Origin of the sequence: Sphingobium sp. B11D3B (genome assembly GCF_025961735.1) — a bacterium.
Taxonomy (GTDB): Bacteria; Pseudomonadota; Alphaproteobacteria; order Sphingomonadales; family Sphingomonadaceae; genus Sphingobium.
Genome location: NZ_JAOQOF010000001.1, coordinates 1 through 20,729, shown reverse-complemented (window position 1 = coordinate 20,729; position 20,729 = coordinate 1). Strand labels below are relative to the sequence as shown.

Sequence of the window (20,729 nt, the reverse complement as noted above, 5' to 3'; positions counted from 1 at the left end):
TGATCGGCAGAGGCAGGGCGAAAGCGCCCCGCCACGCGTCTTCAGCCCTGGCGGGCCTTGAAGCGACGCTGCGTCTTGTTGATGACGTAGGTGCGCCCACGACGGCGGATCACGCGGTTGTCCCGGTGACGGTCCTTGAGCGACTTGAGCGAGTTGCGGATCTTCATGATCGGGTCCAAATGATTCTTGCGTGACGGAAAATTCGAAGCCGCGCCTCTATGGGTCAGTCCCCGGAAAGTCAAGGCGGCGGTGCAAGTTTTGCGCAGCCCCCGTCCCCTCATGTCGGCAACCGCTTTCCTGAACAACCGTTAAGCCATCATGCAGCATTTCCGGTGCAAACTCGACCGATGAGAGGCCATTTCAGAGAGATGGCCAGATGATAAGGGATGCAAGGCCATGACGAGCAGTTTTTCCATGCCGCCGCTCCATGGGCGGGCGACTCCCCACATCGAGGGTCGTCGGCGATTCGCCTCACGCAAGGCCGGCGTCGCGGCCATTGTGCTCGGCGCGCTCGCCCTGGGTGGCTGCGCGACATCCACCGGGCCGGTCGACGTCACCCGATTTCATCAGCCGGACGTCGCCCGGCAGGGAAGCGTGCTCATCGTGCCCGGCAATCCGGACGATAGCGCCAGCCTCGAATTCCGCACCGCCGCCAACGCCGTGAGCGCGACGCTGGCGCGGACGGGCTTCTCTCCCCTCCAGCCCGGCGCATCCGGTGCAGGGGCAGCGCAATATGAGGCGGTTGTGGACATGGGGCGGGAAACGATCGCGCCCCTGCCCGCACGCTCCCCGGTGAGCGTCGGCGTGGGCGGATCGACCGGTTCTTATGGCAGCGGCGTCGGCCTTGGCATCGGCATCAATCTCTCCGGTAAACCCAAGCCGGTGGTGGTGAACCGGATGCGCGTGCAGTTGCGCCGCGCGGGCGACAAGGTGGTTGTGTGGGAAGGTCGCGCTGAGACGCAGGCCAAGGAAGGCACGCCGGCCGCCCAGCCCGGCCTCGTGGTCGGTCGCCTTGCCGATGCGCTGTTCAAGGGCTTTCCCGGCACGTCCGGCGAGACTATCACGGTGCCATGACCGCACAGCAGACAGGCAGCACTCCGCCCCTTCGCATCAACAGCAGCTTCGATAGCGGCAACATCCGCGTCGAAGCCATCGACGGCACCACCGCGACTCTCTCCATCCACAAGGATCATGAGAGCGATTTCTTCCAGTGGTTCCACTTTCGCGCTGCCGCGCCGGCGGGCACGCGCCTGACCTTGCGCATCACCGGCCTTGCACAATCCTCCTATCCCGATGGCTGGCCCGGCTATGCCGCCTGCGTATCGGAAGATCGCGAGCGCTGGGACCGTGCCGCCAGCCGCTACGATCCCGGCGTCGATGGCGGCACCCTCACCATCGACTACACACTCGTCGGCGATGCCGCATGGTTCGCTTATTTCGCGCCTTACTCACAGGAGCGGCATCACGATCTCGTGGCGCAGGCGGCAGCCTGCGAGGGCGTAACGGTGCGCCAGTTGGGCGAGAGTCTGGACGGGCGCCCGATCGATTGCCTGGAATTGGGGAGCGGCGACAAGCCCGTCTGGCTGATCGCGCGCCAGCATCCCGGCGAAACGATGGCGGAATGGTGGATGGAAGGGGCGCTCGACATGCTGACCGACCCCACCAACGCCCATGCCCGCGCCTTGCGTGCCGCCTGCCGCTTCTACATCGTGCCGAACATGAACCCCGATGGCGCCTTTCGCGGCCATCTGCGCACCAATGCCCGGGGTATCAATCTCAATCGCGAATGGCACGAGCCGCAGGCCGACCGCGCGCCGGAAGTGCTTTGCGTACGCAATCGCATGGACGAAACCGGCGTCGCCTTCGCCATGGACGTGCATGGTGACGAGGCGATCCCCGCCGTCTTCCTTGCCGGGTTTGAGGGCATCCCCTCGATCAAGGACGCGCAGCTTGCGCTGTTCCGGCGGTATCGCGATACGCTGGCCATCCGCACGCCCGACTTCCAGACTCGCCTTGGCTATCCCGAGGCGCGGCCGGGCAAGGCCAATCTCTCCATGGCAACCGCCCAGATCGCAGAGCGCTACGGCGCGGTGGCGATGACGCTGGAAATGCCGTTCAAGGACAATGACGACCTGCCGGACACCGCCCAGGGCTGGAGCCCGGAGCGCTCCATGCAACTCGCGCGCGACTGCCTCGCCACGCTGGCGGAGATGGTCGGGGATATTTGAGAACGGTCGACACGAGGCAACCGACTAATGCCGTCACCCCGGGCTTGACCCGAGGTGACGGATGCCGGGCGTGAGGAGCTGCCGCTCACTTCACCCCAGTTCATCGTCCAAAAAGTCCATCGCCGCGCGCCAGCTGCGCCGGTTGGTCTCGGGCTCGAAGCCGAAGCTGCGGTCCGCATTCAGCGGCACATCGTCTGCCGTGAAGGCGTGGCCGGTGCGGCTGTAGGTGGTGAACTGGAAGTCCACGTCCGCGGCCGCCAGCTCCTTGCACAGGGCCAGCTTGGCATCGGGCGGGCAGAGATTGTCGTTCCAACCGTCGCAGATCATCAGCTTGGCGGTGATCGGCGCGTTGGGGAATGGCGGCGCGTCGTAGACGCCGTGGAAGGAGACGCCGGCCTTGATGTCCGCCCCGGCGCGCGCAAGATCGAGCACGCATTTGCCGCCCGCGCAAAAGCCGATGGCGCCAATCCGGCTGGTATCCACGCCCGGCAACGCACGAAGCTCCGCAAGGGCATCGAGCAGCCGGGTCTTCACCGCCTGCCGATCCGCCATGAAATCATGCAGCAGCTTGCCAGCACTCTCCATGTCCGTGCCGCGCTTGCCCTGGCCGTAATAGTCGACGACCAGCACCTTGTAGCCCTGTGCCGCCACCGTCTCCGCCTTGGCGAAATCCCATTCCTTGGTGCCCATGAAGTTAGGGAACAGCAGCACGCCCGGCTGATCGCCTGCATCCGCATCGCCGACGAACATCGATTCAAAGGGACCGCCGGGGCCTTCATGAAGGTGGACAGTGCGGGTGATCGCCATGGTTCCTGCTCCTTTGCTGCAATGGGATGATGCGCTCATCCATGGCGAATTGTGCTCGGGCGGACAAGGGCGCTTGCGGCAGTGATCCCGGCCGAAAAGACAGCCCGCGCCGGTGGTTTCTCAACATTTAACGCAGCCGGTCGCTTTTGCCGGAACCAACCGGCCCCGGCGCAGTTTTCTGCCAGCAATATGGGAGTTTACGAGATGAAGACGTTGTGGGATCCGGGCTTTCTCCAGAGCCAGATCCAGCAATTCGAAGCGCAGGCCACAACGGCGATGCACCCGGATGAGAAAGCCGCCTATCAGAGCTATGTGCAGCATTATCAGACGATGCTGAAAGCGCTTCAAGCGCGTGGCCACGCCGCGACGCTCGAGCACGCCTGAAGCCTCTCTGCGCGTCTTCAAGACCCGCCCGAACGGATTGCGCTCACACCAAATCCCGCTATCAGGCCCGATAACGGTAAAACCGCCGAAGATCGGGAGATAAGACCTCATGCCCACCCTCGTCCTCATCCGCCATGGCCAGTCGGCCTGGAACCTGGAGAACCGCTTCACCGGCTGGTGGGATGTCGACGTGACCGAGAAAGGCGCTGCCGAAGCCAAGGCTGCCGGCGCGCTGATGCGGGACAAGGGCCTCGATTTCGACCAGTGCTTCACCTCGCTGCAGACCCGCGCGATCAAGACGCTCAATCTGGCGCTCGAGGAAATGCAGCGGCTCTGGCTGCCGGTGGAAAAGGACTGGCGGCTCAACGAGCGGCATTATGGTGGCCTGACGGGCCTCGACAAGGCCGAGACGGCAGCCAAGCATGGCGATGAGCAGGTGAAGATCTGGCGCCGCAGCTTCGACGTGCCGCCGCCGCCACTGGAGGCCGGCAGCGAATTCGACCTGAGCAAGGACCGGCGCTATGCCGGCATCGCCATCCCGGCGACGGAGAGCCTCAAGGATACCATCGCGCGCGTGCTGCCCTATTGGGAGGGCCGGATCGCCCCCGAACTGAAGGCCGGCAAGCGCGTGCTCATTTCAGCGCATGGCAATTCACTGCGCGCGCTGGTCAAGCACCTCTCGAACATCCCCGACGACGAGATTACGGGCCTCGAAATCCCGACCGGCCAGCCCATTATCTATGAGCTGGCCGACGATCTTTCCGCGAAGGACCGTTATTATCTGTCTGAGCGGTAAGGGTTAGGCGGCCGGTCAGGCCGCCACCTTCACCTCAAGCTGATCGACGGCGGCCAGCGCCGCCTCGATACCGGCCGCGCGATGTTCGGGGCCGACGGCAGCGCCTTCCGCCACGATGAATTCGGGCACAATACCGATGAAGCCGAAGACGGCGCGCAGATAGCTCTCCGCATGTTCGACAGCGGCGGCAGGCGTGCCCGCGCCGTAAAAACCGCCACGCGAGAGGGCGACGATCACGCGCTTGTCACCCGCCAGGCCGATGGCATTGCCGCTTTCGTCATAGCGGAAGGTCTTGCCGGCCACCGCGATATGGTCGATCCACGCCTTGAGCTGGGTGGAAATGGTGAAATTGTACATCGGTGCGCCGATCACGACCGTGTCCGCAGCCAGGAATTCCGCCAGCACGGCCGCCGCCTCGTCCGTGCCGAAGCCGGGCAGCGTCAGGTGGGGCAGCGGCTGGGCGGCGAGATCGCGATAGCGCACGTCCGCTCCGGACTGCTCCGCCGTGAGGCGCTCGACGATGGCTGCCGAAATCTGGCGGGTGATGGAGTTTTCGCCCTGAATGCTGGAATCGATATGCAACACGGTCATGGTCGGCCCTTTCGTAAAATTGCTGTTGAGAGACGGATCGGGAAGATCAGTTTCTGTTTGCAACCAGCTAGGGTGGACCTCTAGAACCAACAAGAACGCATTTTTTCGAGACCTAGTCACATGGATATGACCACCACCCGCCTCACCGTGACGTCGCACAAGGAGTGCATGCGGATCACGCAGACCCTCGCGCGCTTCGGCGACCGGTGGACATTGCCGGTGGTGGCAGCACTGGGTGATGGCACGATGCGCTTCAACCAGATCCGGCGGGAGGTGAGCAGTATCTCGCAGCAGATGCTCACCCGCACGCTGCGCGCGCTGGAGCGGGATGGCATGGTCAATCGCACCGTCCATCCGACCACCCCGCCGCAGGTGGATTACGCCCTCACCCCGCTCGGCCATTCGCTGGCCCGCGAGGCGATCCGCCTCGGCAAATGGGCGCAGATGCATCGCGAAGAGATCGACGCCCATCGGGAGCGGTTCGATCGCCTGCAGGAGGGCTGAGGCGCTCTACATCATACAAAGTGCTCCTGCGAAGGCAGGAGCCTCGGGCGGCAAGGCCCGGCATCTGAGCCATGGGCTCCTGCCTTCGGAGGAGCACTGTGGTGGTCCTATGCCTTGCTGCGGACGAACGCCACGGCGATCCCCGCGACGAACAGCGGCAGCCCGAAGGCCAGCGCCACGCCGAACGGTCCAACACCCTGCGCCAGCAGCCAGCCCCCGGTCGCCGGCCCGATGATCGCCAGCAGTCGCCCCGCCCCGGCCGTCCAGCCAAGCGCCGTGGAGCGGATCTGCGTGGGATAGGCCGCGGAGATGAAAGCATAGAGCCCGCTGATCGAGCCGACCACGAAGGCGCCGAAGGCAATCGCCATGAAGGCGGCCAGTGCCGGCGTGAACGGCTGGACCATGTAGACGAGCATCGAAATGCCGCCCGCGAAATAGCAGAAGAGCAGGGTGCGCTTGACGCCGATCCAGCCGACCAGCGCGATCATGATGAACGGCCACACGATCGCGCCGACGGAGGAAAGGGCAAACAACGCTGCCGCATCCGCCATCGGAAAGCCGGCTTGCATGTGCCAGAAGGTCGGCGCCCAGGAGGCCACGGCATTGCCGACGAACATCATCATGCCGCCCGCCAGCATGAACAAGAGCGTCATGGCGAGCCGCCCCTCGGCAAAGACGGACTTGAGTGACGCCCGCCCGGCTGGCGGCTCATCAAGAAAATAATGGGCCGTGTCGCTGACGTGGCGCGTGATGTGCCGCAGGACGCGGTTGACCTGTGCAGTGCTGCGCCCGGCGGTGACAAGAAAGCGGGGAGATTCAGGCAGGGTGAAGATCAGCACTGGCAGGAGCAGCAGCGGTGCGGCGCCACCCGCCAGAAACGCGCCCCACCAATCGAGCCGATGAACAATGAGAGGCGCAAGCGCGCTGCCCATCGCCGAACCGAATGCGAAGCAGGCGGTGACCAGAATGATCTGGCGAGGACGGATGTGGCGCGGCGAAATCTCCGCCACCATTGCGATGATGTTGGGCGTGATGCCGCCGAAAAACGCAAAAGCGACCAGCCGCAGAAGCGAGACCGCCGTCAGGGTCGATGCCAGGGCCGTGACAAGCGTGACGAGGCCGAAGCCGAGCACGCACAGAATGACGATCGGCTTGCGTCCAACCCGATCTGCCAGCGGTGCGATGAAGGCGTAGCCCAGGGCCAGGCCGATGCCCTGCGCCACGAACACGGCGGAAATCGCGGCCGGCTCGACAGCAAGACCCGCAGCAAGAGCCGGCACGATGGCCCCGAGCATGTACATGTCGAAGCCCTCCATCGCCATGGCGATGCCGCAGAGCGCAAAGATGTACCAGCGCCAGGCCCCGTAAGGTCGGTCCAGAATGGTCTCGATGTCGATCCGCTGCCCGTCTGCATGGGACTGCGCCATGTATCTCTCCCCCGAAGGCTGGTCGGTCTGTCTTCGAGGGTCGAATGATGAGAACCGCCCCCGCCGCATGTGCGCTCCTGCGGAACCGCTGCCCGTCTGGCAAGCCGGAATTCACCGTGACCAACCGCGCGCGAGGTAAGATTTTGCGCCGGCGAACAATGCCTTGCGGCTGCCTCCCATAGAGCCGGCCGAGGGAATTCCGGCCCTGCGCGAGCACGGAAGGATGGAGCGGCCCCCTGCGCTTTCATCGAAAACGGGTCCGATTGTGCGGTTGCACCAAAGTCGTGCGCCTGTAATGTCCCGCTCAGGTGCGCAATTCATCAGGCCACGAAGGGTCCCCAGTCTTGTTCGAAAAGTCCGCGACACTCATCCTGTTCGGCGCCACCGGCGATCTGGCGCACCGGATGCTGTTTCCTTCGCTCTATCATCTGCTGTGCGACGGGCTGCTGCCCGAGCCGTTCAACATCCTCGCCTCCGGCCGGTCCGAGATGGATGACGCGGCCTTTCGTGACACCATCCGCAAGGCGCTGGCGACCTATCTCGCCGATGAGCATCATGATGAGGCGCGCGTTACCGCCTTTCTTGAAAAGATCAGCTATTGCGCCGTGTCCGCCGGCGAACAGGCGCATTTCGATGCGCTGGCGAAACGGGCGAAGGCGCTCGGCGATGGCCCCATCGCGGTCTATCTGTCCACCCCGCCCTCGCTCTTTGCGCCCACCGCTCAGGGCCTCGCAGCCGCTGGTCTGGTCGATGCGCACACCCGCATCGCCATGGAAAAGCCCATCGGCAAGGATCTCGCCTCGTCCAAGGTGGTGAACGACGCCATTGGCGACCTGTTCGATGAAGAGCAGATTTTCCGCGTCGACCATTATCTGGGCAAGGAAACGGTGCAGAACCTGATGGCGCTGCGCTTTGGCAACCGCCTGTTCGAGCCGCTGTGGAACGGGGGCGCCATCGATCATGTCCAGATCACCGTCGCCGAGACGGTGGGGCTGGAGGGCCGCGTCTCTTATTATGACGGCGTCGGCGCGCTCAAGGACATGGTGCAAAACCACATGCTCCAAATCCTCTCGATCATCGCCATGGAGCCGCCCGCGCGGATGGATTCCACCTCGGTGCGCGACGAGAAGGTGAAGGCGCTGCGCTCGCTGCGGCCGATGACGCCCGAAACGGTCCGCACCCACAGCGTGCGCGGCCAGTATCGGGACGGCGCGGTGAAGGGCAAGATCATCGCCGGCTATGCAGAGGAATTGGGCAAGGAGAGCGATACCGAGACCTTCGTGGCGTTGAAGGCCCATATCGACAATTGGCGCTGGACGGGCGTGCCGTTCTACCTGCGCACCGGCAAGTGTATGCCCAACCGCCAGTCGGAAATTCTCATCCAGTTCAAGCCGGTGACGCACAGCATTTTCCGCCGCAACGGCTATGATCGCGCGCTGGAGCCCAATTCGCTGATCATCCGCCTGCAGCCGGACGAGAACATCCGCCTGTGCATCATGGCCAAGCGGCCGGGGCTCGACCGGGATGGCGTGAAGCTGCAGGAAGTCGGCCTCGACGTCTCGCTCACACACGCCTTTGCCGGTGAGCGCCGACGGATCGCCTATGAGCGGCTGCTGTTGGATCTGCTGGAAGGCGACACCACATTGTTCGTGCGCCGCGACGAGGTGGAAGCGCAGTGGACCTGGATCGATTCCATCACCCAAAGCTGGCAGGAATCCGGCCAGCAGGTCGTGCATTATGCTGCCGGCACATGGGGGCCCTCGGCTGGCATTGCCTTGATCGAGCGCGATGGAGCAAGCTGGTATGACTGATCTCAATTCCACCGTCGCCGCCGTCACGCAGCGCATCGTCCAGCGCAGCGCGGTCAGCCGCCGCAAATATCTCGACCTCATCGAGCGCGGGCGCGATGCCGGCACCAACCGCGATCGGCTCTCCTGCGGCAACCTCGCCCATGGCTTTGCCGCGAGCGGTGAGGACAAGCCGGCGATCCGCGCCGGCAATGCCATGAACATCGGCATCGTCACGGCGTACAACGACATGCTCTCGGCACATCAGCCCTATGGCCGCTACCCCGAGGCGATCAAGATCGCGGCGCGGGAAGTGGGCGCCACGGCGCAGGTCGCGGGCGGCGTGCCCGCTATGTGCGACGGCGTGACGCAGGGCCTCGCCGGCATGGAGCTCTCGCTGTTTTCGCGGGACACCATCGCGCTCGCAACCGCCGTGGCGCTCAGCCATGCGATGTTCGAGGGCGCGCTGATGCTCGGCATCTGCGACAAGATCGTGCCCGGCCTGCTGATGGGCGCGCTGCGCTTTGGCCACCTGCCTACGATCTTCGTCCCCGCCGGACCGATGCCTTCGGGCCTCGCCAACAAGGAGAAGCAGCGCATCCGCCAGCTCTATGCCGAGGGCAAGGTGGGGCGCGAGGAACTGCTGGAGAGCGAGAGCGCCAGCTATCATGGCGCGGGCACCTGCACCTTCTACGGCACGGCCAACACCAACCAGATGATGATGGAAGTAATGGGACTGCACATGCCCGGCGCTGCCTTCGTCAATCCCGGCACCAAGCTGCGCAGCGAGCTGACCCGCGCCGCTGTGCATCGTGTCGCCTCCATAGGGTGGGATGGCGATGATTATCGCCCGCTCGGCAAGTGCATCGATGAAAAGGCGATCGTGAATGCCGCCGTGGGCCTGCTGGCGACCGGCGGATCGACCAATCATGCCATCCACCTGCCCGCCATCGCGCGGGCCGCGGGGATCGTCATCGACTGGACGGATCTCGCCGATCTCTCCGCCGCGGTGCCCTTGCTGGCGCGCGTCTACCCCAATGGCGCGGATGACGTAAACAACTTCCACGCCGCAGGCGGCATGGCCTGGATCATCACCGAACTGCTGCGCGGCGGCCTGCTGCACCGGGACGTGATGACCGTCGCCCGCGCCGACCTCACCGATTACGGCCGGATGCCGACGCTGGAAAATGACGCGCTCGTCTGGGACGAGCCGCCGACTGCGCCGGGCAACGAGGCCATCCTGCGCCCGCTCTCCAATCCGTTCAGCGCGGATGGCGGGATGCGGCTGCTCGCCGGCAATCTCGGCCGCTGCATCATGAAGACCAGCGCCGTGGACCGCGAACGCTGGACCATCGAGGCGCCGTGCCGTGTGTTCTCCGATCAGGATCAGGTCATGGCCGCATTCAAGGCGGGCGAGCTGGATCGGGACGTCGTGGTTGTCGTGCGCTTCCAGGGGCCGCGCGCCAATGGAATGCCAGAGCTGCACAAGCTCACCCCGCCGCTGGGCGTGTTGCAGGACAAGGGCTTCAAGGTCGCTCTGGTGACCGACGGGCGCATGTCCGGCGCGAGCGGCAAGGTGCCGGCGGCCATTCACCTCTCGCCCGAGGCGCTGGGCGGTGGCCCCATCGGCAAGCTGCGCGATGGCGACATCGTCCGAGTCTGCGCCGAGAGCGGCACGCTGGAAGCAAAGGTGGATGCCGCGGAATGGGATGCGCGCGATCAGGCCGATGCGCCACCGCCGCCCTATGACACCGGTCGGGAACTGTTCGCCCTGTTCCGCCATAATAGCGATCTGGCGGAAGCCGGCGCCTCGCCGCTGCTGGCAGCCATGGATGCGGAACTATGACCGATCTTGTCGCCGCCGACATTGGCGGCACCAATGCCCGCTTCGCCCGTGCCACGCTCGATGCGCGCGGCGTGCCCACGCTGGGCACCGTGCGCAAGTACAAGGTCTCGGATCATGCCAGCCTGCAAAGCTGCTGGCAGGCCTTTCTGGCCGATGACGATGCGCCAGCACCGGAGAGGGTCTCCATCGCCTTCGCCACGGCCATCGGGCGGGAGGTCATCAAGCTCACCAACTCAAGCTGGATCATCCGTCCCGCCCAGCTGGCCGATGATCTCGGCGTTGCGGCGGTGCGGCTGGTCAATGACTTCGAGGCGGTGGCCCACGCCATTGCGCGGCTGCCGCTCAGCGATCTGCCGCTGCTGTTCGGACCGGACGAGGCTTTTCCTGAAAATGGCTCGGTGACCATTCTTGGCCCCGGCACCGGTCTTGGCGTGGCGATGATCGCCTTTGACGAGGGCATGCCGCATATCGTCGCGACCGAGGGCGGCCATGTGGATTTTGCCCCGCTCGACGCGCTGGAGGGCCGCATTCTCGCACAATTGCGCACCGATCTCGTGCGGGTCTCGACGGAGCGGATCGTCTCCGGACCGGGGCTCAATACACTCTACCGGGCGCTGGCGACGATCAGCCAGGCGCCGGTCACGCTGATGAACGACGCGGACCTGTGGGCCGCCGCGCTGGAGGGCAGCAACCCCCTCGCCCGCACGGCGCTGGAGCGCCTGTGCATGAGCTATGGCGCCACGGCCGGCGACCTCGCACTGGCGCAAGGGCCGCATCATGTGGTGCTGGCCGGCGGACTGACGCAACGGATGCGCGACTTCCTCGTGAACAAGAGTGCCTTCCATGATCGTTTCACCGCAAAGGGTCGCTTTGAAGCCCTGATGAGAACCGTTCCGGTTCGCTTGGCAACCCATCCTGAAATTGGCCTTTATGGCGCCGCCGCTGCATGGCGGGAGAAGAAAGCATGAGCATGACTGTCGATGATGTAATGGCGCTGGCGCCGGTGATTCCGGTGCTGATCGTGGAGTCCGTGGCCGATGCCGTCCCGCTGGCGCAGGCGCTGGTCGCCGGGGGCCTGCCGGCCCTCGAGGTCACCATGCGCACCCCAGTCGCGCTCGAGGTGATGCGCGAAATGGCGCAGGTCCCCGGCGCCGTGGTCGGGGCCGGCACCGTGCTCAACCCCCGGCAGCTCGATCAGGCGCTGGAGGCGGGCGCGCAGTTCATCGTGTCGCCCGGCCTCACCGAGCCGCTCGGCAAGGCCGCGATCGCCAATGGGGCCACCCTGCTCCCCGGCGTCGCTACGGCGGCGGACATCATGCGCGGACTGGATCTCGGGCTTGAGCGCTTCAAATTCTTCCCGGCCTCGACCAGCGGCGGCCTGCCCGCGCTCAAAGCCTTGGCGGCGCCGTTCGGCGGCGTGCGCTTCTGCCCGACCGGCGGCATCACCGCGGCCAATGCGCCGGAATGGCTGGCTCAATCCTTCGTCGGCTGCGTGGGCGGAAGCTGGGTTGTGCCCAAGGGGCCGCTCGATCCCGCAGCCATAGAAGCGCTGGCGAGGGAAGCTGCGACGCTTCCGCGATAATCGGAGAGGCGCCGCTGGCGTGCCTTGATGGGCACGCCCACGCCGAGGTGTCCGTCAGTCCAGCGCGCCCCACAGGCTCGCGGCCTGCACATAACCGCGCCGGCCGTTCACCTCCATGGCGCACCAGCCGTCCGAGCAGCCGGAGAGCCGCCCCACGACGCCCGGCGCCAGGCGGAACAGCAGGCGGGCGCTCTCGGAGGGGCCGTCGCGCATCTGGGCAATGCCATCTTTCACGATCGCGGTCGCTTCATCCTTGAGCAGCCGCACATGCATCCAGCCCTGCGTGCCGTCCGGATCCTCGATCTTTCGCCAATTGGTATAGACCTCGACCACCTTCACCGGCAGGTCGCGCTGGCGGTAGATCCAGCTCGCCGGATAGTCCGCGCTTGGCCCCACGCGCATCTTGGCCTCCCCCTTGGAGAGTGAGGCCCAATAGGGTGTCGGGCGACCGGTTTGCGCCTGCGCGCCGGCAGCACCCAAGGCCAGCGCCGCAAAAGCCATCAACAGCCCGCGCGCGTTCATGCCATCGATCTCCCGGAAAATGCCCACACCATAAGGTCCGCTTCTGCCACGGCCACCGCATGGCATCAACCGGAAGCAGCCTTGCGCGAATTGCCGCTTGCCTTTCCGCGCTCGCCTGAGCATTCCCGCCACATGTCCAGGCGTCCCCGGCCCGCTTCGCCCCGCGTGATCGTGACACGGCGTCTGCCGCAAGCGGTGGAAGCCCGGCTGGGCGAACTGTTCGACGCCCGCTTCAATGTCGACGATCATCCTATGACCCGCGCCGAGTTGCATGAGGCCATGCAGCAGTGCGACGTGCTGGTGCCCACGGTGACGGACGATCTCGATGCCGATCTGATCGCGTGCGCAGGCGATGCTCTGCAGCTGATCGCCAATTATGGCGCCGGCGTGAACCATATCGCCCTGCCCGCCGCCCGCGCGAAGAATATCATCGTCACCAATACGCCCGGCGTGCTGACCGAGGACACGGCGGACATGACCATGGCGCTCATCGTCTCGGTGCCGCGCCGCCTGGCCGAGGGCGAGAAGCTGGTGCGCTCCGGCGAGTGGACCGGCTGGAGCCCCAGCAACATGCTCGGTCACCGCATCGGCGGCAAGGCGCTCGGCATCGTCGGCATGGGCCGCATCGGCCGCGCCGTCGCCCGCCGCGCCCGCGCCTTCGGCCTCTCCATCCACTACCATAATCGCCAGCGCCTGCCCGAGGTGGCGGAGCAGGAAGTGGATGCGATCTGGCACCCCGACCTCGACGAGATGCTGCGCAGCATCGACATCCTGACGATCCACACGCCGCGCAATGCGCAGAGCGAGAACCTCATCGACCGGCGCCGCATCGGGCTATTGCGTCCCCATGTCTACCTCATCAACGCCTCGCGCGGTGGCGTCGTGGATGAAGAGGCACTGATCGAAGCGCTGGAAGCCGGGCAGCTTGCCGGCGCCGGCCTCGATGTGTGGGAGTTCGAGCCACAGATCGACCCGCGCCTGCTCGCTCTGCCCAATGTGGTGATGACCCCGCATATGGGCTCGGCGACCTTCGAGGGCCGCATCGCCTCGGGCGAACGGGTGATCGCCAACATCCGCATGTGGGTCGGCGGCGACCGGCCGCCGGATCAGATTCTCGAAGGCTGGGTTTGAGCGAACAGCGCGCTCCTCACCTCACGTCATCCCGGACTTGATCCGGGATCCCGCTTCTTCTTCGCTCACCCCAAAAGGCAGCGAGGCCCCGGATCAAGTCCGGGGCGACGAGAATTCAAGCGGCAATTGAACCGGATTAACCCGCAAGCGCCTTCGTCGCCTCGATCGCGCTGCGATAGGCTTCCTGCCGCGCTTCGCTCCAGTAAGCGAGTTCGCCGAGCGGAATCTCCACCCCGCTCACCGCGCAGATCACGAAGCGGCCCGAGCGGACCACCTGATAATCCGCCGCGCGATATTTGAGGATGGCGAGGCCCGGCATGTCCGGCGTGCGCATCATGCTCATCAATCCCCGGTGAGGATGCGGTCGACCAGTTGCTTCACGGTCGGCACGAACCCGTTGGAGTAGAAGGGGTCCTGCTTGAAGCGATAGGCGCCATGGCCGGCGAACAGCAGGTTCTTGTCGACATCGCCGCCATGCACTGCGTCCTGCAGGGTCTTCTGGATGCAGAAGCTGCGCGGATCGGCAAGGCGACCGGTCGAATAATCGTCATGGTCCTTCCACGACGAGAAACCGCAATGCGAGAGGCAGCCCATGCAATCGGCCTGATCCTTGCGGATCACGGCGCGGTCCTCGTCGGTCACGAAGACCAGCGTGTTGTCGGGCGTCTTGAGCGCAGTCTCATAGCCCTGCAGCACCCACTCACGGGCGCGCAGCAGATCGTTGCGAGTCACCCAGTAATTGCGGCCCTTGATGCCGACATCGAGCTGATGGTTGTGGTCGCCCGCTTCCTCCATGGAGAAGGCAATCTGCCGCTCCGAGCGCGCTTCGAGATCGCGGAGGAAGGGATTGCGGATCGCGGAGGAATAGAAGCCGGTCGGCGAGAAGCGGTGGAGGAGGATGTCGCCTTCCTCCAGCGTCATCAGCTTCTCCTTCCAGGCCTGCGGAATGGGGCTTTCCTGGGTGAGCAGCGGACGGGTGCCGAACTGGAAGGCAATCGCCCCCAGCTCCCGATTGTCGATCCAGTCGCTCCAGTCCCGCAGATACCAGACGCCACCGGCCATCACGATCGGCACTTCGTCGCTGATGCCGCCCTCGCGCATCGTGTCGCGCAGCGCCTTCACGCGGGGATAGGGATCTTCCGGCTTGGTCGGGTCTTCCGCATTGGAAAGGCCATTATGGCCACCGGCCAGCCACGGATCTTCATAGACAACCGCGCCCAGCCATTCCGCAGCCTTGTGATAGGCCCGCTTCCACAGCGCGCGGAAAGCGCGACCGGAGCTGACGATCGGCAGGTAGCTGACCTGATGCTGCGCAGCAATTTCGCTGAGCTTGTAGGGCATGCCGGCCCCGCACGTCACGCCTGCGACCATGCCCTTGGTGCGCTCCAGCACGCCTTGCAGCACGGCCTGCGCGCCGCCCATTTCCCAGAGCACGTTGATGTTGATGGCGCCCTTGCCGCCGGCCATCTCATAAGCGCGCTTCACCTGCTCCACACCACCTTCGATGGCGTAGGCGATCAGCTCTTCATGGCGCTGCTGGCGCGTGCGGCCATGGTAGATTTGCGGGATGACATTGCCGTCGGCATCATAGCTGTCCGCATTCACGGCCGACACGGTGCCGATGCCGCCAGCGGCAGCCCATGCCCCGGAGCTCATGTGATTGGAGACCGCAACGCCCTTGCCGCCTTCGATAACCGGCCACACCTCGCGACCGCCATAGACGATCGGCTTCAAGCCCTTGAACAAATGAAACTCCTCAGTGCCCCATCGGCCAGCTTCGCAAGCCAGCCACGAGCGCCTTTACCAGCATTTTCCTCAAACCAAGTGCTAAAATGCCACAAAACTCAAAATAACGCCAGTTCGTTACCGACCGCCTCACCATAGAGCCGGGCGTAGAGCTGGATCATCACGGCTTCATCGAAACAGCGCCTCGCTCTGTCGCGATTGGCTGCGCCGATGGTCCGACGCAGATCGGCATCCCCGGCCAGTTCTGCAAGGGCAGCCTGAAAATCATCGGTCGCATCCGGGGCCACGATGAAGGGCCGGTTGTCCGGCGCGACCATGCCGAGCGTATCGCCGACGTCGGTCGCCACCACCGGCAGGCCGGCCGCCATCGCCTCCATCAGGGCAGTGGGGAACTGCTCGCTATCGGAGGACAATGCGAAAATATCAAAGGCGCCGACATAATCCTGCGGGCGCGGCAGGGCTCCGGGCATCAGCAGATCGTGCATGCCCTGACGCTCCGCCTCCGCAAGGATCGCCTCCCGCTCCTCCCCGTCACCGACGATGACCAGGCGCAGCCGGTCGCGCAGCGGCGCCACCGCCCGGACGAGCCGGGGCAGGTTCTTGACCGCACGCAGATTGGCGACGGTGCCCACGATCAGCCGCCCGTCCGGTACCAGCCCGGGAATCGCAGTGACCGGCCGGGTGCCCTCATAGGCGGCGACATCCAGCCCGTTGGGGATCTGGTGGACTTTCTCGGCGGGCTGCCGCCACTCCGCCTGAGCGATATGCGCCAGCTGCGCCGACGGGACGACGAGCGCCCGCGCGCCTTGCAAGGCGATCTGGCGATAGCGGTTGCGAGCGGCCTGGCGGACGAACGCCTCGTCCACATCAAAGCCCTCTTCGTGATGGATCAGCGGCGGCAGGCAGCGCAGCCGCCGGAAGAGACGGTGCGCCATGACGCCGTCGATCGCACCCCAATTGAAGCTCAGGATGAGGTCATAGCCGCGCATCGCCTTGGCCAGCGCGTTGAACCGGCCGAAGGTCGCGGGCCCCTCCAGCGCGGGCGAATCGAGAAAGCGCACCTTCAGCGTGGGGTCGAGCAAGGCTTGCGCGGTAGTGGCGCCCGGCGCGCCCAGCAGGATGTCGTGCTGCATCCGCGCGCCCCAATGATTCATCAGCCGGGCAAGGCGCACTTCCTTGCCGCCCAGATCGAAGCTGCGGTGAATTTGCAGCACGCGCAGCGGCTCGCGGGAGAGATCGCACCGGGCCGCCCGCCGCGTCATGGCTTCCCACTGATCCGGTCGAGCAGCCTGTCGAGCGCCGCCACCGCTTCTGGCTCTTCCAGCGTGGGTGCATGGCCCACCCGCGGCACGGTCACCAGATCGAGCTGCGGCAGGCGCGCTTGCATCGCCTGCGCCGTCTGGACGGTCAGCAGATCGCTGAGCGCGCCGCGCACCAAGGTGAGCGGGATGTCGCCGATCGCCTCGAACGCCGGCCACAGGTCGACGCCCGCCGCACCGCCGGGCGCCCGAAACGGCTCGGCGAGGCGCTGGTCATAATCCAGCACGATGCGCCCCTGGCTCGTCAGTCGATATAGCCGCTTGGCGATGCGCAGCCAGTCGGTCAGCTTGTAATCGGGGTAGATCACCCCCTGCACATCCGCCACCGCCCGCGCCGCGTGAACCCAGGTAGGCTGCGCGCTACCGGTACCCACCCCTTGCCGGATGCGCTCCAGCCCTTCCTCGGCAATCTCCGGCCCGATATCGTTGAGCAGCGCGCCCGCAAGGCTCCCGCGCCGGGTCGCCGCGATCAGCATCAGCATGATCCCGCCGAGCGACGTACCGACTCCCACGAAGCGCGGCAGGGCCAGCTCATCGATCAGCTTGAGCAGATCCTGCAGATAGATCAGCGGCACATAGCTCATCGGGTCCTTGGCGTAAGCGCTCTCGCCGCGTCCGCGCAGTTCCACCACGATAACGCGCCACTCGCCGGCCAGCCGCTCCGCCACCGGCTCGAAGTCACGGACGTTGCGCGTCAGGCCTGGCAGGCACAGGATCGGCGGCCGATCCTCCCGGCCCGGATAGTCCCGGTAATGCAGCCGTAAATTGTCCTGCGACCACCAATATTTGTCTTCATAGCCCGACAAGCTTGATCCTTTCCCGGGGCGCCCCCCATATCAGAGCATGGACGCAGCGCTTAAGACAGACATATTTCATCCGGAACGCGCAATAGCTTCAATTGCGGATTTTCTGGCCGACCCCGTGCAGCCGGCGGATTTCCCGCAGACGATCCTGCGCTTCCGCAATGATCGCGCGGCCAGCACGGTGGGGCTGGCGGCGCTCGACGATGCGCAATGGATCAGCCATTTCGGCTGCTTCACGCCCCTGTCCGGCGCGCAGCCGGAGCCACTGGCCCTGCGCTATCACGGTCACCAGTTCCGCACTTACAATCCCGATCTCGGCGATGGGCGCGGCTTTCTGTTCGCCCAGATGCGGGAGGCCGCGCCTGCAGGCGGCCGATTGTTGGATCTGGGCACCAAGGGCTCGGGCCGCACGCCCTGGAGCCGCACGGCGGACGGCCGCCTGACCCTCAAGGGTGGCATGCGCGAAATCCTCGCGACCGAAATGCTGGAAGCGCTGGGCGTCACCACCTCGCGCACCTTCTCGATCGTCGAAACCGGCGAGCCGCTGGTGCGCGGCGACGAGCCTTCCCCCACCCGCTCGGCGGTAATGGTGCGGCTCAGCCACGGCCACATCCGCATCGGCAGCTTCCAGCGGCTCGCCTATCTCGGCCAGCGCGAGGAGAGCGCACGGCTGATCGACTACTGCCTGCGCCATCTGCTGGCGGTGGAGCCGGGCGAGGTGCCCGCGCTCACGCTGCTGGAGGCGGTCGTCACGCGCACGGCCGATCTCGCCGCGAGCTATATGGTCGCCGGCTTCGTCCATGGCGTCCTCAACAGCGACAACATCGCGGTCACGGGCGAGAGCTTCGACTATGGGCCATGGCGCTTCACCCCGCGCTGGGAGCCGGGCTTTACCGCCGCCTATTTCGACCAGACCGGCCTCTATGCCTTCGCCCGCCAGGCTGAGGCTATCCACTGGGATGTCGCGCAACTGGCGCAATCGCTCGTGGAGCATGCGGAGACGGAGGCGCTGGTCGAGGTGCTTCGGCGTTTCCCGGCCATTTATGAGAATCGCCTGATCGAGCGGTTCCTTTGGCGGCTGGGCCTGACCGCGCCAGACGCGCAGGCCGGCCGCGCCTTCGTAGTCGCCGCTGTCGAGGCGCTGCGCGGCAGCGATGTACTCATCGACCGCTTCTTCTTCGATTGGCGACGTGGCGACCATGCCGAATCGCGTTATTCGGGCGCAGCGTGGGACGAGGTGCGGGCCGCGCGCGAATCCCTCACCCTACGGCCCGGCGCCGGTGACCACCCGTATTGGCACGGCGATGCGCCCTGCTCGATGCACATCGAGGAAGTCGAGGCCCTCTGGGCGTCCATCGCCGAGCGCGATGACTGGGCCCCGCTTTACGCCGAGATCGAGGCAATCCGCGCCATGGGGGCGGCGCACGGCCCAGTGCCCGGTCAGCCACTCGCCTCGCGCAGCGCGTAAGCCGATGCGCGCTCCGGCGCGCGCGTCGTAAATCCGCTGGAAACTAATTGCGCCGCATAGCCGCTGCATGTTGCACGCCCCGCTTCATGCCACCGAGGCTCCCCACGAGCCTGCCGTCCTCGAATCGCTCGATCCGGCGACGGGCGAGGTCGTCTGGCAGGGGCAGGAGGCCGACCCCGCCGCGCAGATCGCGCTGGTGGCGCACCAATGGACCGCATGGGCAGGCCTCTCCTCCGCTGTCCGTATAGAGACCATGCGCCGCTTCGCCAATGCCGTGCGCGCCAGTGAGGAGGCCTTCGCGACCCTGATCTCGCGCGAAACCGGGCGACCGCTCTGGTCCACGCGGCAAGAGGTGATCAGCCTTTTCGAGCGGGTCGAGAAGGCCGTGCAAGCTTATTCCGAACGCACGGGCCAGCGGCAAAGCGAAGGCGCGATGGGCGCCCGCACGGCCCTGCGCCACAAGCCCCATGGCTTGCTCGCCATCATCACCCCGCACTGCCTGCCCGCGCGCATTCCGGTCGATCATATCGTGCCGGCGTTGCTTGCAGGCAATGGTGTGCTCTTCAAGCCCTCGGAGAAGGTGCCCGCCACCGGCGAAATGCTGGTGCGCCTGCTGCATGAGGCCGGTGTGCCGCACGATCAGGTGCAATGCGTGATTGGTGGCCCGGCGATCGGCGAAGCGCTGGCCGCCGCGCCGGACGTTCACGGCGTGCTCTTCACCGGATCGACCCGCACCGGCCGCGCCATCAACCGCGCCTGTGCCGACCAGCCCGGCAAGCTGCTGGCCCTGGAAATGAGCGGCAACAATCCGATCATCGCCTGGGACACGCCGGACATCGCCAGCGCCGCCGCGCTCATCGTCCAGTCCGCCTTCGACATGAGCGGGCAGCATTGCCTGTCCGCCCGCCGCCTCATCGTGCGCGATACCCTCGCCGAGCCGCTGCTCGACGCGGTGAAGGCGCTGACGGATCGCCTGATCGTCGGCCCGCCGACCGGCGATCCACTCCCCTTCATGGGGCCGGTGATCGACATGGAGGCCGCCGACGGCCTCACGGAGAGCTTCCTTTATCTGATGAGCCATGGCGGCCGCCCGATCCGGCACATGCAGCGCCCGGTCGAAGGCCTGCCCTTCGTCACGCCCGGCATCATCGACGTGACGGCCATGGCACCGCGCAGCGACGTGGAACTGTTCGGCCCGATCTTGCAGGTCATATGCGTCGCCAGCTTCGACGCGGCGATCATCGAAGCCAACAGCACCCGCCACGGCCTGTCCGCGACGCTGATCGGCGGTGGCCCCGAACATTATGATCGCTTCTGGGCCAACAGCCGCGCCGGCATCGTCAACTGGAACCGACCCACTTATGCGCTCGCGCCCAACGCACCGGTCGGCGGTACCGGCCTGTCAGGCAATCACCGCCCCGGCGGCCATTATATGGCCGACCACTGCGCCTACCCCGTCGCCTCATCCGAAATGCCCCAGCCCCGCGCGACAATCGGCGTAGGTCTGCGCGCGATTGTGGCGGATCGGTGAAGTGAAGGCTCTCTGATAATTGGCCTGCATGGTTGCGGAAAGCAGCCTTTGCCCCCCTCTGAAGAGGACGGGAGACGTCTCCGCCAAATTTGAACGCCCGGACATCCTTCTCAACCGCTCAGATACAGCGTGTGCATGGCAAGCATGGTACGGCAAACCCTCCCCCCCCCCAACCCTCACCGTTCGTGCTGAGTAGGGTCTGAGTAGCGCCGCAGGCGCATATCGAAGAGCCGTATCGAAGCACTGCAGCCCGAGGG

The 20,729-nt window shown here is 65.8% G+C and carries 21 protein-coding genes; 12 read left to right on the top strand and 9 right to left on the bottom strand.

Annotated features, from left to right (window positions below; genetic code table 11):
• Positions 1-41: 41 nt before the first annotated feature.
• Positions 42-167: a type B 50S ribosomal protein L36 gene (gene ykgO, locus M2333_RS00105; RefSeq protein ID WP_008069451.1), complete on the bottom strand. Its 126-nt coding sequence runs from the start codon at positions 165-167 to the stop codon at positions 42-44.
• Positions 168-396: 229 nt separating this feature from the next.
• On the opposite strand from ykgO, the gene M2333_RS00100 reads away from it, so the two are divergent.
• Positions 397-1,074, top strand: a complete 678-nt coding sequence (locus M2333_RS00100) for a hypothetical protein (RefSeq protein ID WP_264610452.1) — start codon at positions 397-399, stop codon at positions 1,072-1,074.
• Entirely contained in the window at positions 1,071-2,228 is a 1,158-nt protein-coding gene (locus tag M2333_RS00095) for a M14-type cytosolic carboxypeptidase (RefSeq protein WP_264610451.1), read from the top strand. The genes M2333_RS00100 and M2333_RS00095 overlap by 4 nt, the downstream gene beginning before the upstream one ends.
• A 90-nt stretch (positions 2,229-2,318) precedes the next feature.
• On the opposite strand, the gene M2333_RS00090 is transcribed toward M2333_RS00095, so the two are convergent.
• Positions 2,319-3,035, bottom strand: coding sequence for a dienelactone hydrolase family protein (locus M2333_RS00090; protein WP_264610450.1), 717 nt, complete (start codon positions 3,033-3,035; stop codon positions 2,319-2,321).
• 81 nt (positions 3,036-3,116) lie between these two features.
• On the opposite strand from M2333_RS00090, the gene M2333_RS00085 reads away from it, so the two are divergent.
• Both M2333_RS00085 and gpmA read left to right on the top strand, forming a co-directional pair.
• Positions 3,117-3,419 (top strand): hypothetical protein, encoded by a 303-nt coding sequence (locus M2333_RS00085; RefSeq protein WP_264571182.1) that lies wholly within the window; start codon positions 3,117-3,119, stop codon positions 3,417-3,419.
• A gap of 109 nt (positions 3,420-3,528) precedes the next feature.
• Positions 3,529-4,215 (top strand): 2,3-diphosphoglycerate-dependent phosphoglycerate mutase, encoded by a 687-nt coding sequence (gpmA, locus tag M2333_RS00080; protein WP_181560499.1) that lies wholly within the window; start codon positions 3,529-3,531, stop codon positions 4,213-4,215.
• A 15-nt stretch (positions 4,216-4,230) separates the two neighbouring features.
• Here the strand turns inward: gpmA and M2333_RS00075 are convergent, their stop codons facing one another.
• The gene (locus M2333_RS00075; protein WP_264610449.1) at positions 4,231-4,806 is read right to left on the bottom strand and encodes an FMN-dependent NADH-azoreductase; all 576 of its coding nucleotides are present in this window, start codon (positions 4,804-4,806) and stop codon (positions 4,231-4,233) included.
• A 126-nt stretch (positions 4,807-4,932) separates the two neighbouring features.
• Between M2333_RS00075 and M2333_RS00070 the strand changes: the two genes are divergently transcribed.
• Positions 4,933-5,310 (top strand): helix-turn-helix domain-containing protein, encoded by a 378-nt coding sequence (locus tag M2333_RS00070; RefSeq protein WP_319801104.1) that lies wholly within the window; start codon positions 4,933-4,935, stop codon positions 5,308-5,310.
• 107 nt (positions 5,311-5,417) lie between these two features.
• Here the strand turns inward: M2333_RS00070 and M2333_RS00065 are convergent, their stop codons facing one another.
• A complete protein-coding gene (locus M2333_RS00065; RefSeq protein ID WP_264610448.1) occupies positions 5,418-6,737 on the bottom strand; it encodes an MFS transporter in 1,320 nt (439 codons plus the stop codon).
• Positions 6,738-7,081: 344 nt separating this feature from the next.
• On the opposite strand from M2333_RS00065, the gene zwf reads away from it, so the two are divergent.
• From zwf to eda, 4 genes are read left to right on the top strand one after another with little or no spacing between them, the layout of a single operon-like run.
• Positions 7,082-8,548 carry a glucose-6-phosphate dehydrogenase gene (gene zwf, locus M2333_RS00060; RefSeq protein ID WP_264587768.1) on the top strand — a complete coding sequence of 489 codons (1,467 nt, stop codon included), beginning with the start codon at positions 7,082-7,084 and terminating at the stop codon, positions 8,546-8,548.
• Entirely contained in the window at positions 8,541-10,370 is a 1,830-nt protein-coding gene (edd, locus tag M2333_RS00055) for a phosphogluconate dehydratase (RefSeq protein ID WP_264610447.1), read from the top strand. The genes zwf and edd overlap by 8 nt, the downstream gene beginning before the upstream one ends.
• Positions 10,367-11,338 carry a glucokinase gene (locus M2333_RS00050; RefSeq protein ID WP_264610446.1) on the top strand — a complete coding sequence of 324 codons (972 nt, stop codon included), beginning with the start codon at positions 10,367-10,369 and terminating at the stop codon, positions 11,336-11,338. The genes edd and M2333_RS00050 overlap by 4 nt, the downstream gene beginning before the upstream one ends.
• Positions 11,335-11,952, top strand: coding sequence for a bifunctional 4-hydroxy-2-oxoglutarate aldolase/2-dehydro-3-deoxy-phosphogluconate aldolase (eda, locus tag M2333_RS00045; protein WP_264575077.1), 618 nt, complete (start codon positions 11,335-11,337; stop codon positions 11,950-11,952). Before M2333_RS00050 ends, eda begins: the two co-directional genes overlap by 4 nt.
• Positions 11,953-12,006: 54 nt before the next feature.
• Here eda and M2333_RS00040 read toward each other — a convergent pair whose 3' ends face one another.
• Positions 12,007-12,474: an SH3 domain-containing protein gene (locus M2333_RS00040; RefSeq protein ID WP_413716033.1), complete on the bottom strand. Its 468-nt coding sequence runs from the start codon at positions 12,472-12,474 to the stop codon at positions 12,007-12,009.
• Between the two features lie 132 nt (positions 12,475-12,606).
• Between M2333_RS00040 and M2333_RS00035 the strand changes: the two genes are divergently transcribed.
• Positions 12,607-13,605, top strand: a complete 999-nt coding sequence (locus M2333_RS00035) for a 2-hydroxyacid dehydrogenase (protein ID WP_264610445.1) — start codon at positions 12,607-12,609, stop codon at positions 13,603-13,605.
• Positions 13,606-13,741: 136 nt separating this feature from the next.
• Here M2333_RS00035 and M2333_RS00030 read toward each other — a convergent pair whose 3' ends face one another.
• The 4 genes from M2333_RS00030 to M2333_RS00015 form a co-directional block, all read right to left on the bottom strand.
• On the bottom strand, positions 13,742-13,948 hold the full coding sequence (locus M2333_RS00030; protein WP_264571193.1) for a DUF2093 domain-containing protein: 207 nt from the start codon (positions 13,946-13,948) through the stop codon (positions 13,742-13,744).
• Positions 13,948-15,351 carry an NAD(P)H-dependent flavin oxidoreductase gene (locus M2333_RS00025; protein ID WP_264610444.1) on the bottom strand — a complete coding sequence of 468 codons (1,404 nt, stop codon included), beginning with the start codon at positions 15,349-15,351 and terminating at the stop codon, positions 13,948-13,950. Before M2333_RS00025 ends, M2333_RS00030 begins: the two co-directional genes overlap by 1 nt.
• Positions 15,352-15,449: 98 nt before the next feature.
• Positions 15,450-16,613, bottom strand: coding sequence for a glycosyltransferase family 4 protein (locus M2333_RS00020; protein ID WP_264610443.1), 1,164 nt, complete (start codon positions 16,611-16,613; stop codon positions 15,450-15,452).
• A complete protein-coding gene (locus tag M2333_RS00015) occupies positions 16,610-17,476 on the bottom strand; it encodes an alpha/beta fold hydrolase (protein ID WP_264610442.1) in 867 nt (288 codons plus the stop codon). Before M2333_RS00015 ends, M2333_RS00020 begins: the two co-directional genes overlap by 4 nt.
• 37 nt (positions 17,477-17,513) lie before the next feature.
• On the opposite strand from M2333_RS00015, the gene M2333_RS00010 reads away from it, so the two are divergent.
• Both M2333_RS00010 and M2333_RS00005 read left to right on the top strand, forming a co-directional pair.
• Positions 17,514-18,941 carry a protein adenylyltransferase SelO family protein gene (locus tag M2333_RS00010; RefSeq protein WP_264610441.1) on the top strand — a complete coding sequence of 476 codons (1,428 nt, stop codon included), beginning with the start codon at positions 17,514-17,516 and terminating at the stop codon, positions 18,939-18,941.
• Positions 18,942-19,008: 67 nt separating this feature from the next.
• Positions 19,009-20,472: a succinylglutamate-semialdehyde dehydrogenase gene (locus tag M2333_RS00005; protein ID WP_264610440.1), complete on the top strand. Its 1,464-nt coding sequence runs from the start codon at positions 19,009-19,011 to the stop codon at positions 20,470-20,472.
• Positions 20,473-20,729: the final 257 nt, after the last annotated feature.

What these genes read in the sequence shown, in the direction of transcription:
- M2333_RS00005 (WP_264610440.1), top strand. Translation starts at nt 19,009, where the DNA reads ATGTTGCACGCCCCGCTTCATGCCACCGAGGCTCCCCACGAGCCTGCC.
- M2333_RS00070 (WP_319801104.1), top strand. Translation starts at nt 4,933, where the DNA reads ATGACCACCACCCGCCTCACCGTGACGTCGCACAAGGAGTGCATGCGG.
- M2333_RS00010 (WP_264610441.1), top strand. Translation starts at nt 17,514, where the DNA reads ATGGACGCAGCGCTTAAGACAGACATATTTCATCCGGAACGCGCAATA.
- M2333_RS00075 (WP_264610449.1), bottom strand. Translation starts at nt 4,806, where the DNA reads ATGACCGTGTTGCATATCGATTCCAGCATTCAGGGCGAAAACTCCATC.
- edd (WP_264610447.1), top strand. Translation starts at nt 8,541, where the DNA reads ATGACTGATCTCAATTCCACCGTCGCCGCCGTCACGCAGCGCATCGTC.
- gpmA (WP_181560499.1), top strand. Translation starts at nt 3,529, where the DNA reads ATGCCCACCCTCGTCCTCATCCGCCATGGCCAGTCGGCCTGGAACCTG.
- M2333_RS00100 (WP_264610452.1), top strand. Translation starts at nt 397, where the DNA reads ATGACGAGCAGTTTTTCCATGCCGCCGCTCCATGGGCGGGCGACTCCC.
- M2333_RS00035 (WP_264610445.1), top strand. Translation starts at nt 12,607, where the DNA reads ATGTCCAGGCGTCCCCGGCCCGCTTCGCCCCGCGTGATCGTGACACGG.
- ykgO (WP_008069451.1), bottom strand. Translation starts at nt 167, where the DNA reads ATGAAGATCCGCAACTCGCTCAAGTCGCTCAAGGACCGTCACCGGGAC.
- M2333_RS00020 (WP_264610443.1), bottom strand. Translation starts at nt 16,613, where the DNA reads ATGACGCGGCGGGCGGCCCGGTGCGATCTCTCCCGCGAGCCGCTGCGC.
- eda (WP_264575077.1), top strand. Translation starts at nt 11,335, where the DNA reads ATGAGCATGACTGTCGATGATGTAATGGCGCTGGCGCCGGTGATTCCG.
- M2333_RS00040 (WP_413716033.1), bottom strand. Translation starts at nt 12,474, where the DNA reads ATGAACGCGCGCGGGCTGTTGATGGCTTTTGCGGCGCTGGCCTTGGGT.
- M2333_RS00030 (WP_264571193.1), bottom strand. Translation starts at nt 13,948, where the DNA reads ATGAGCATGATGCGCACGCCGGACATGCCGGGCCTCGCCATCCTCAAA.
- M2333_RS00065 (WP_264610448.1), bottom strand. Translation starts at nt 6,737, where the DNA reads ATGGCGCAGTCCCATGCAGACGGGCAGCGGATCGACATCGAGACCATT.
- M2333_RS00050 (WP_264610446.1), top strand. Translation starts at nt 10,367, where the DNA reads ATGACCGATCTTGTCGCCGCCGACATTGGCGGCACCAATGCCCGCTTC.
- M2333_RS00095 (WP_264610451.1), top strand. Translation starts at nt 1,071, where the DNA reads ATGACCGCACAGCAGACAGGCAGCACTCCGCCCCTTCGCATCAACAGC.
- M2333_RS00090 (WP_264610450.1), bottom strand. Translation starts at nt 3,035, where the DNA reads ATGGCGATCACCCGCACTGTCCACCTTCATGAAGGCCCCGGCGGTCCC.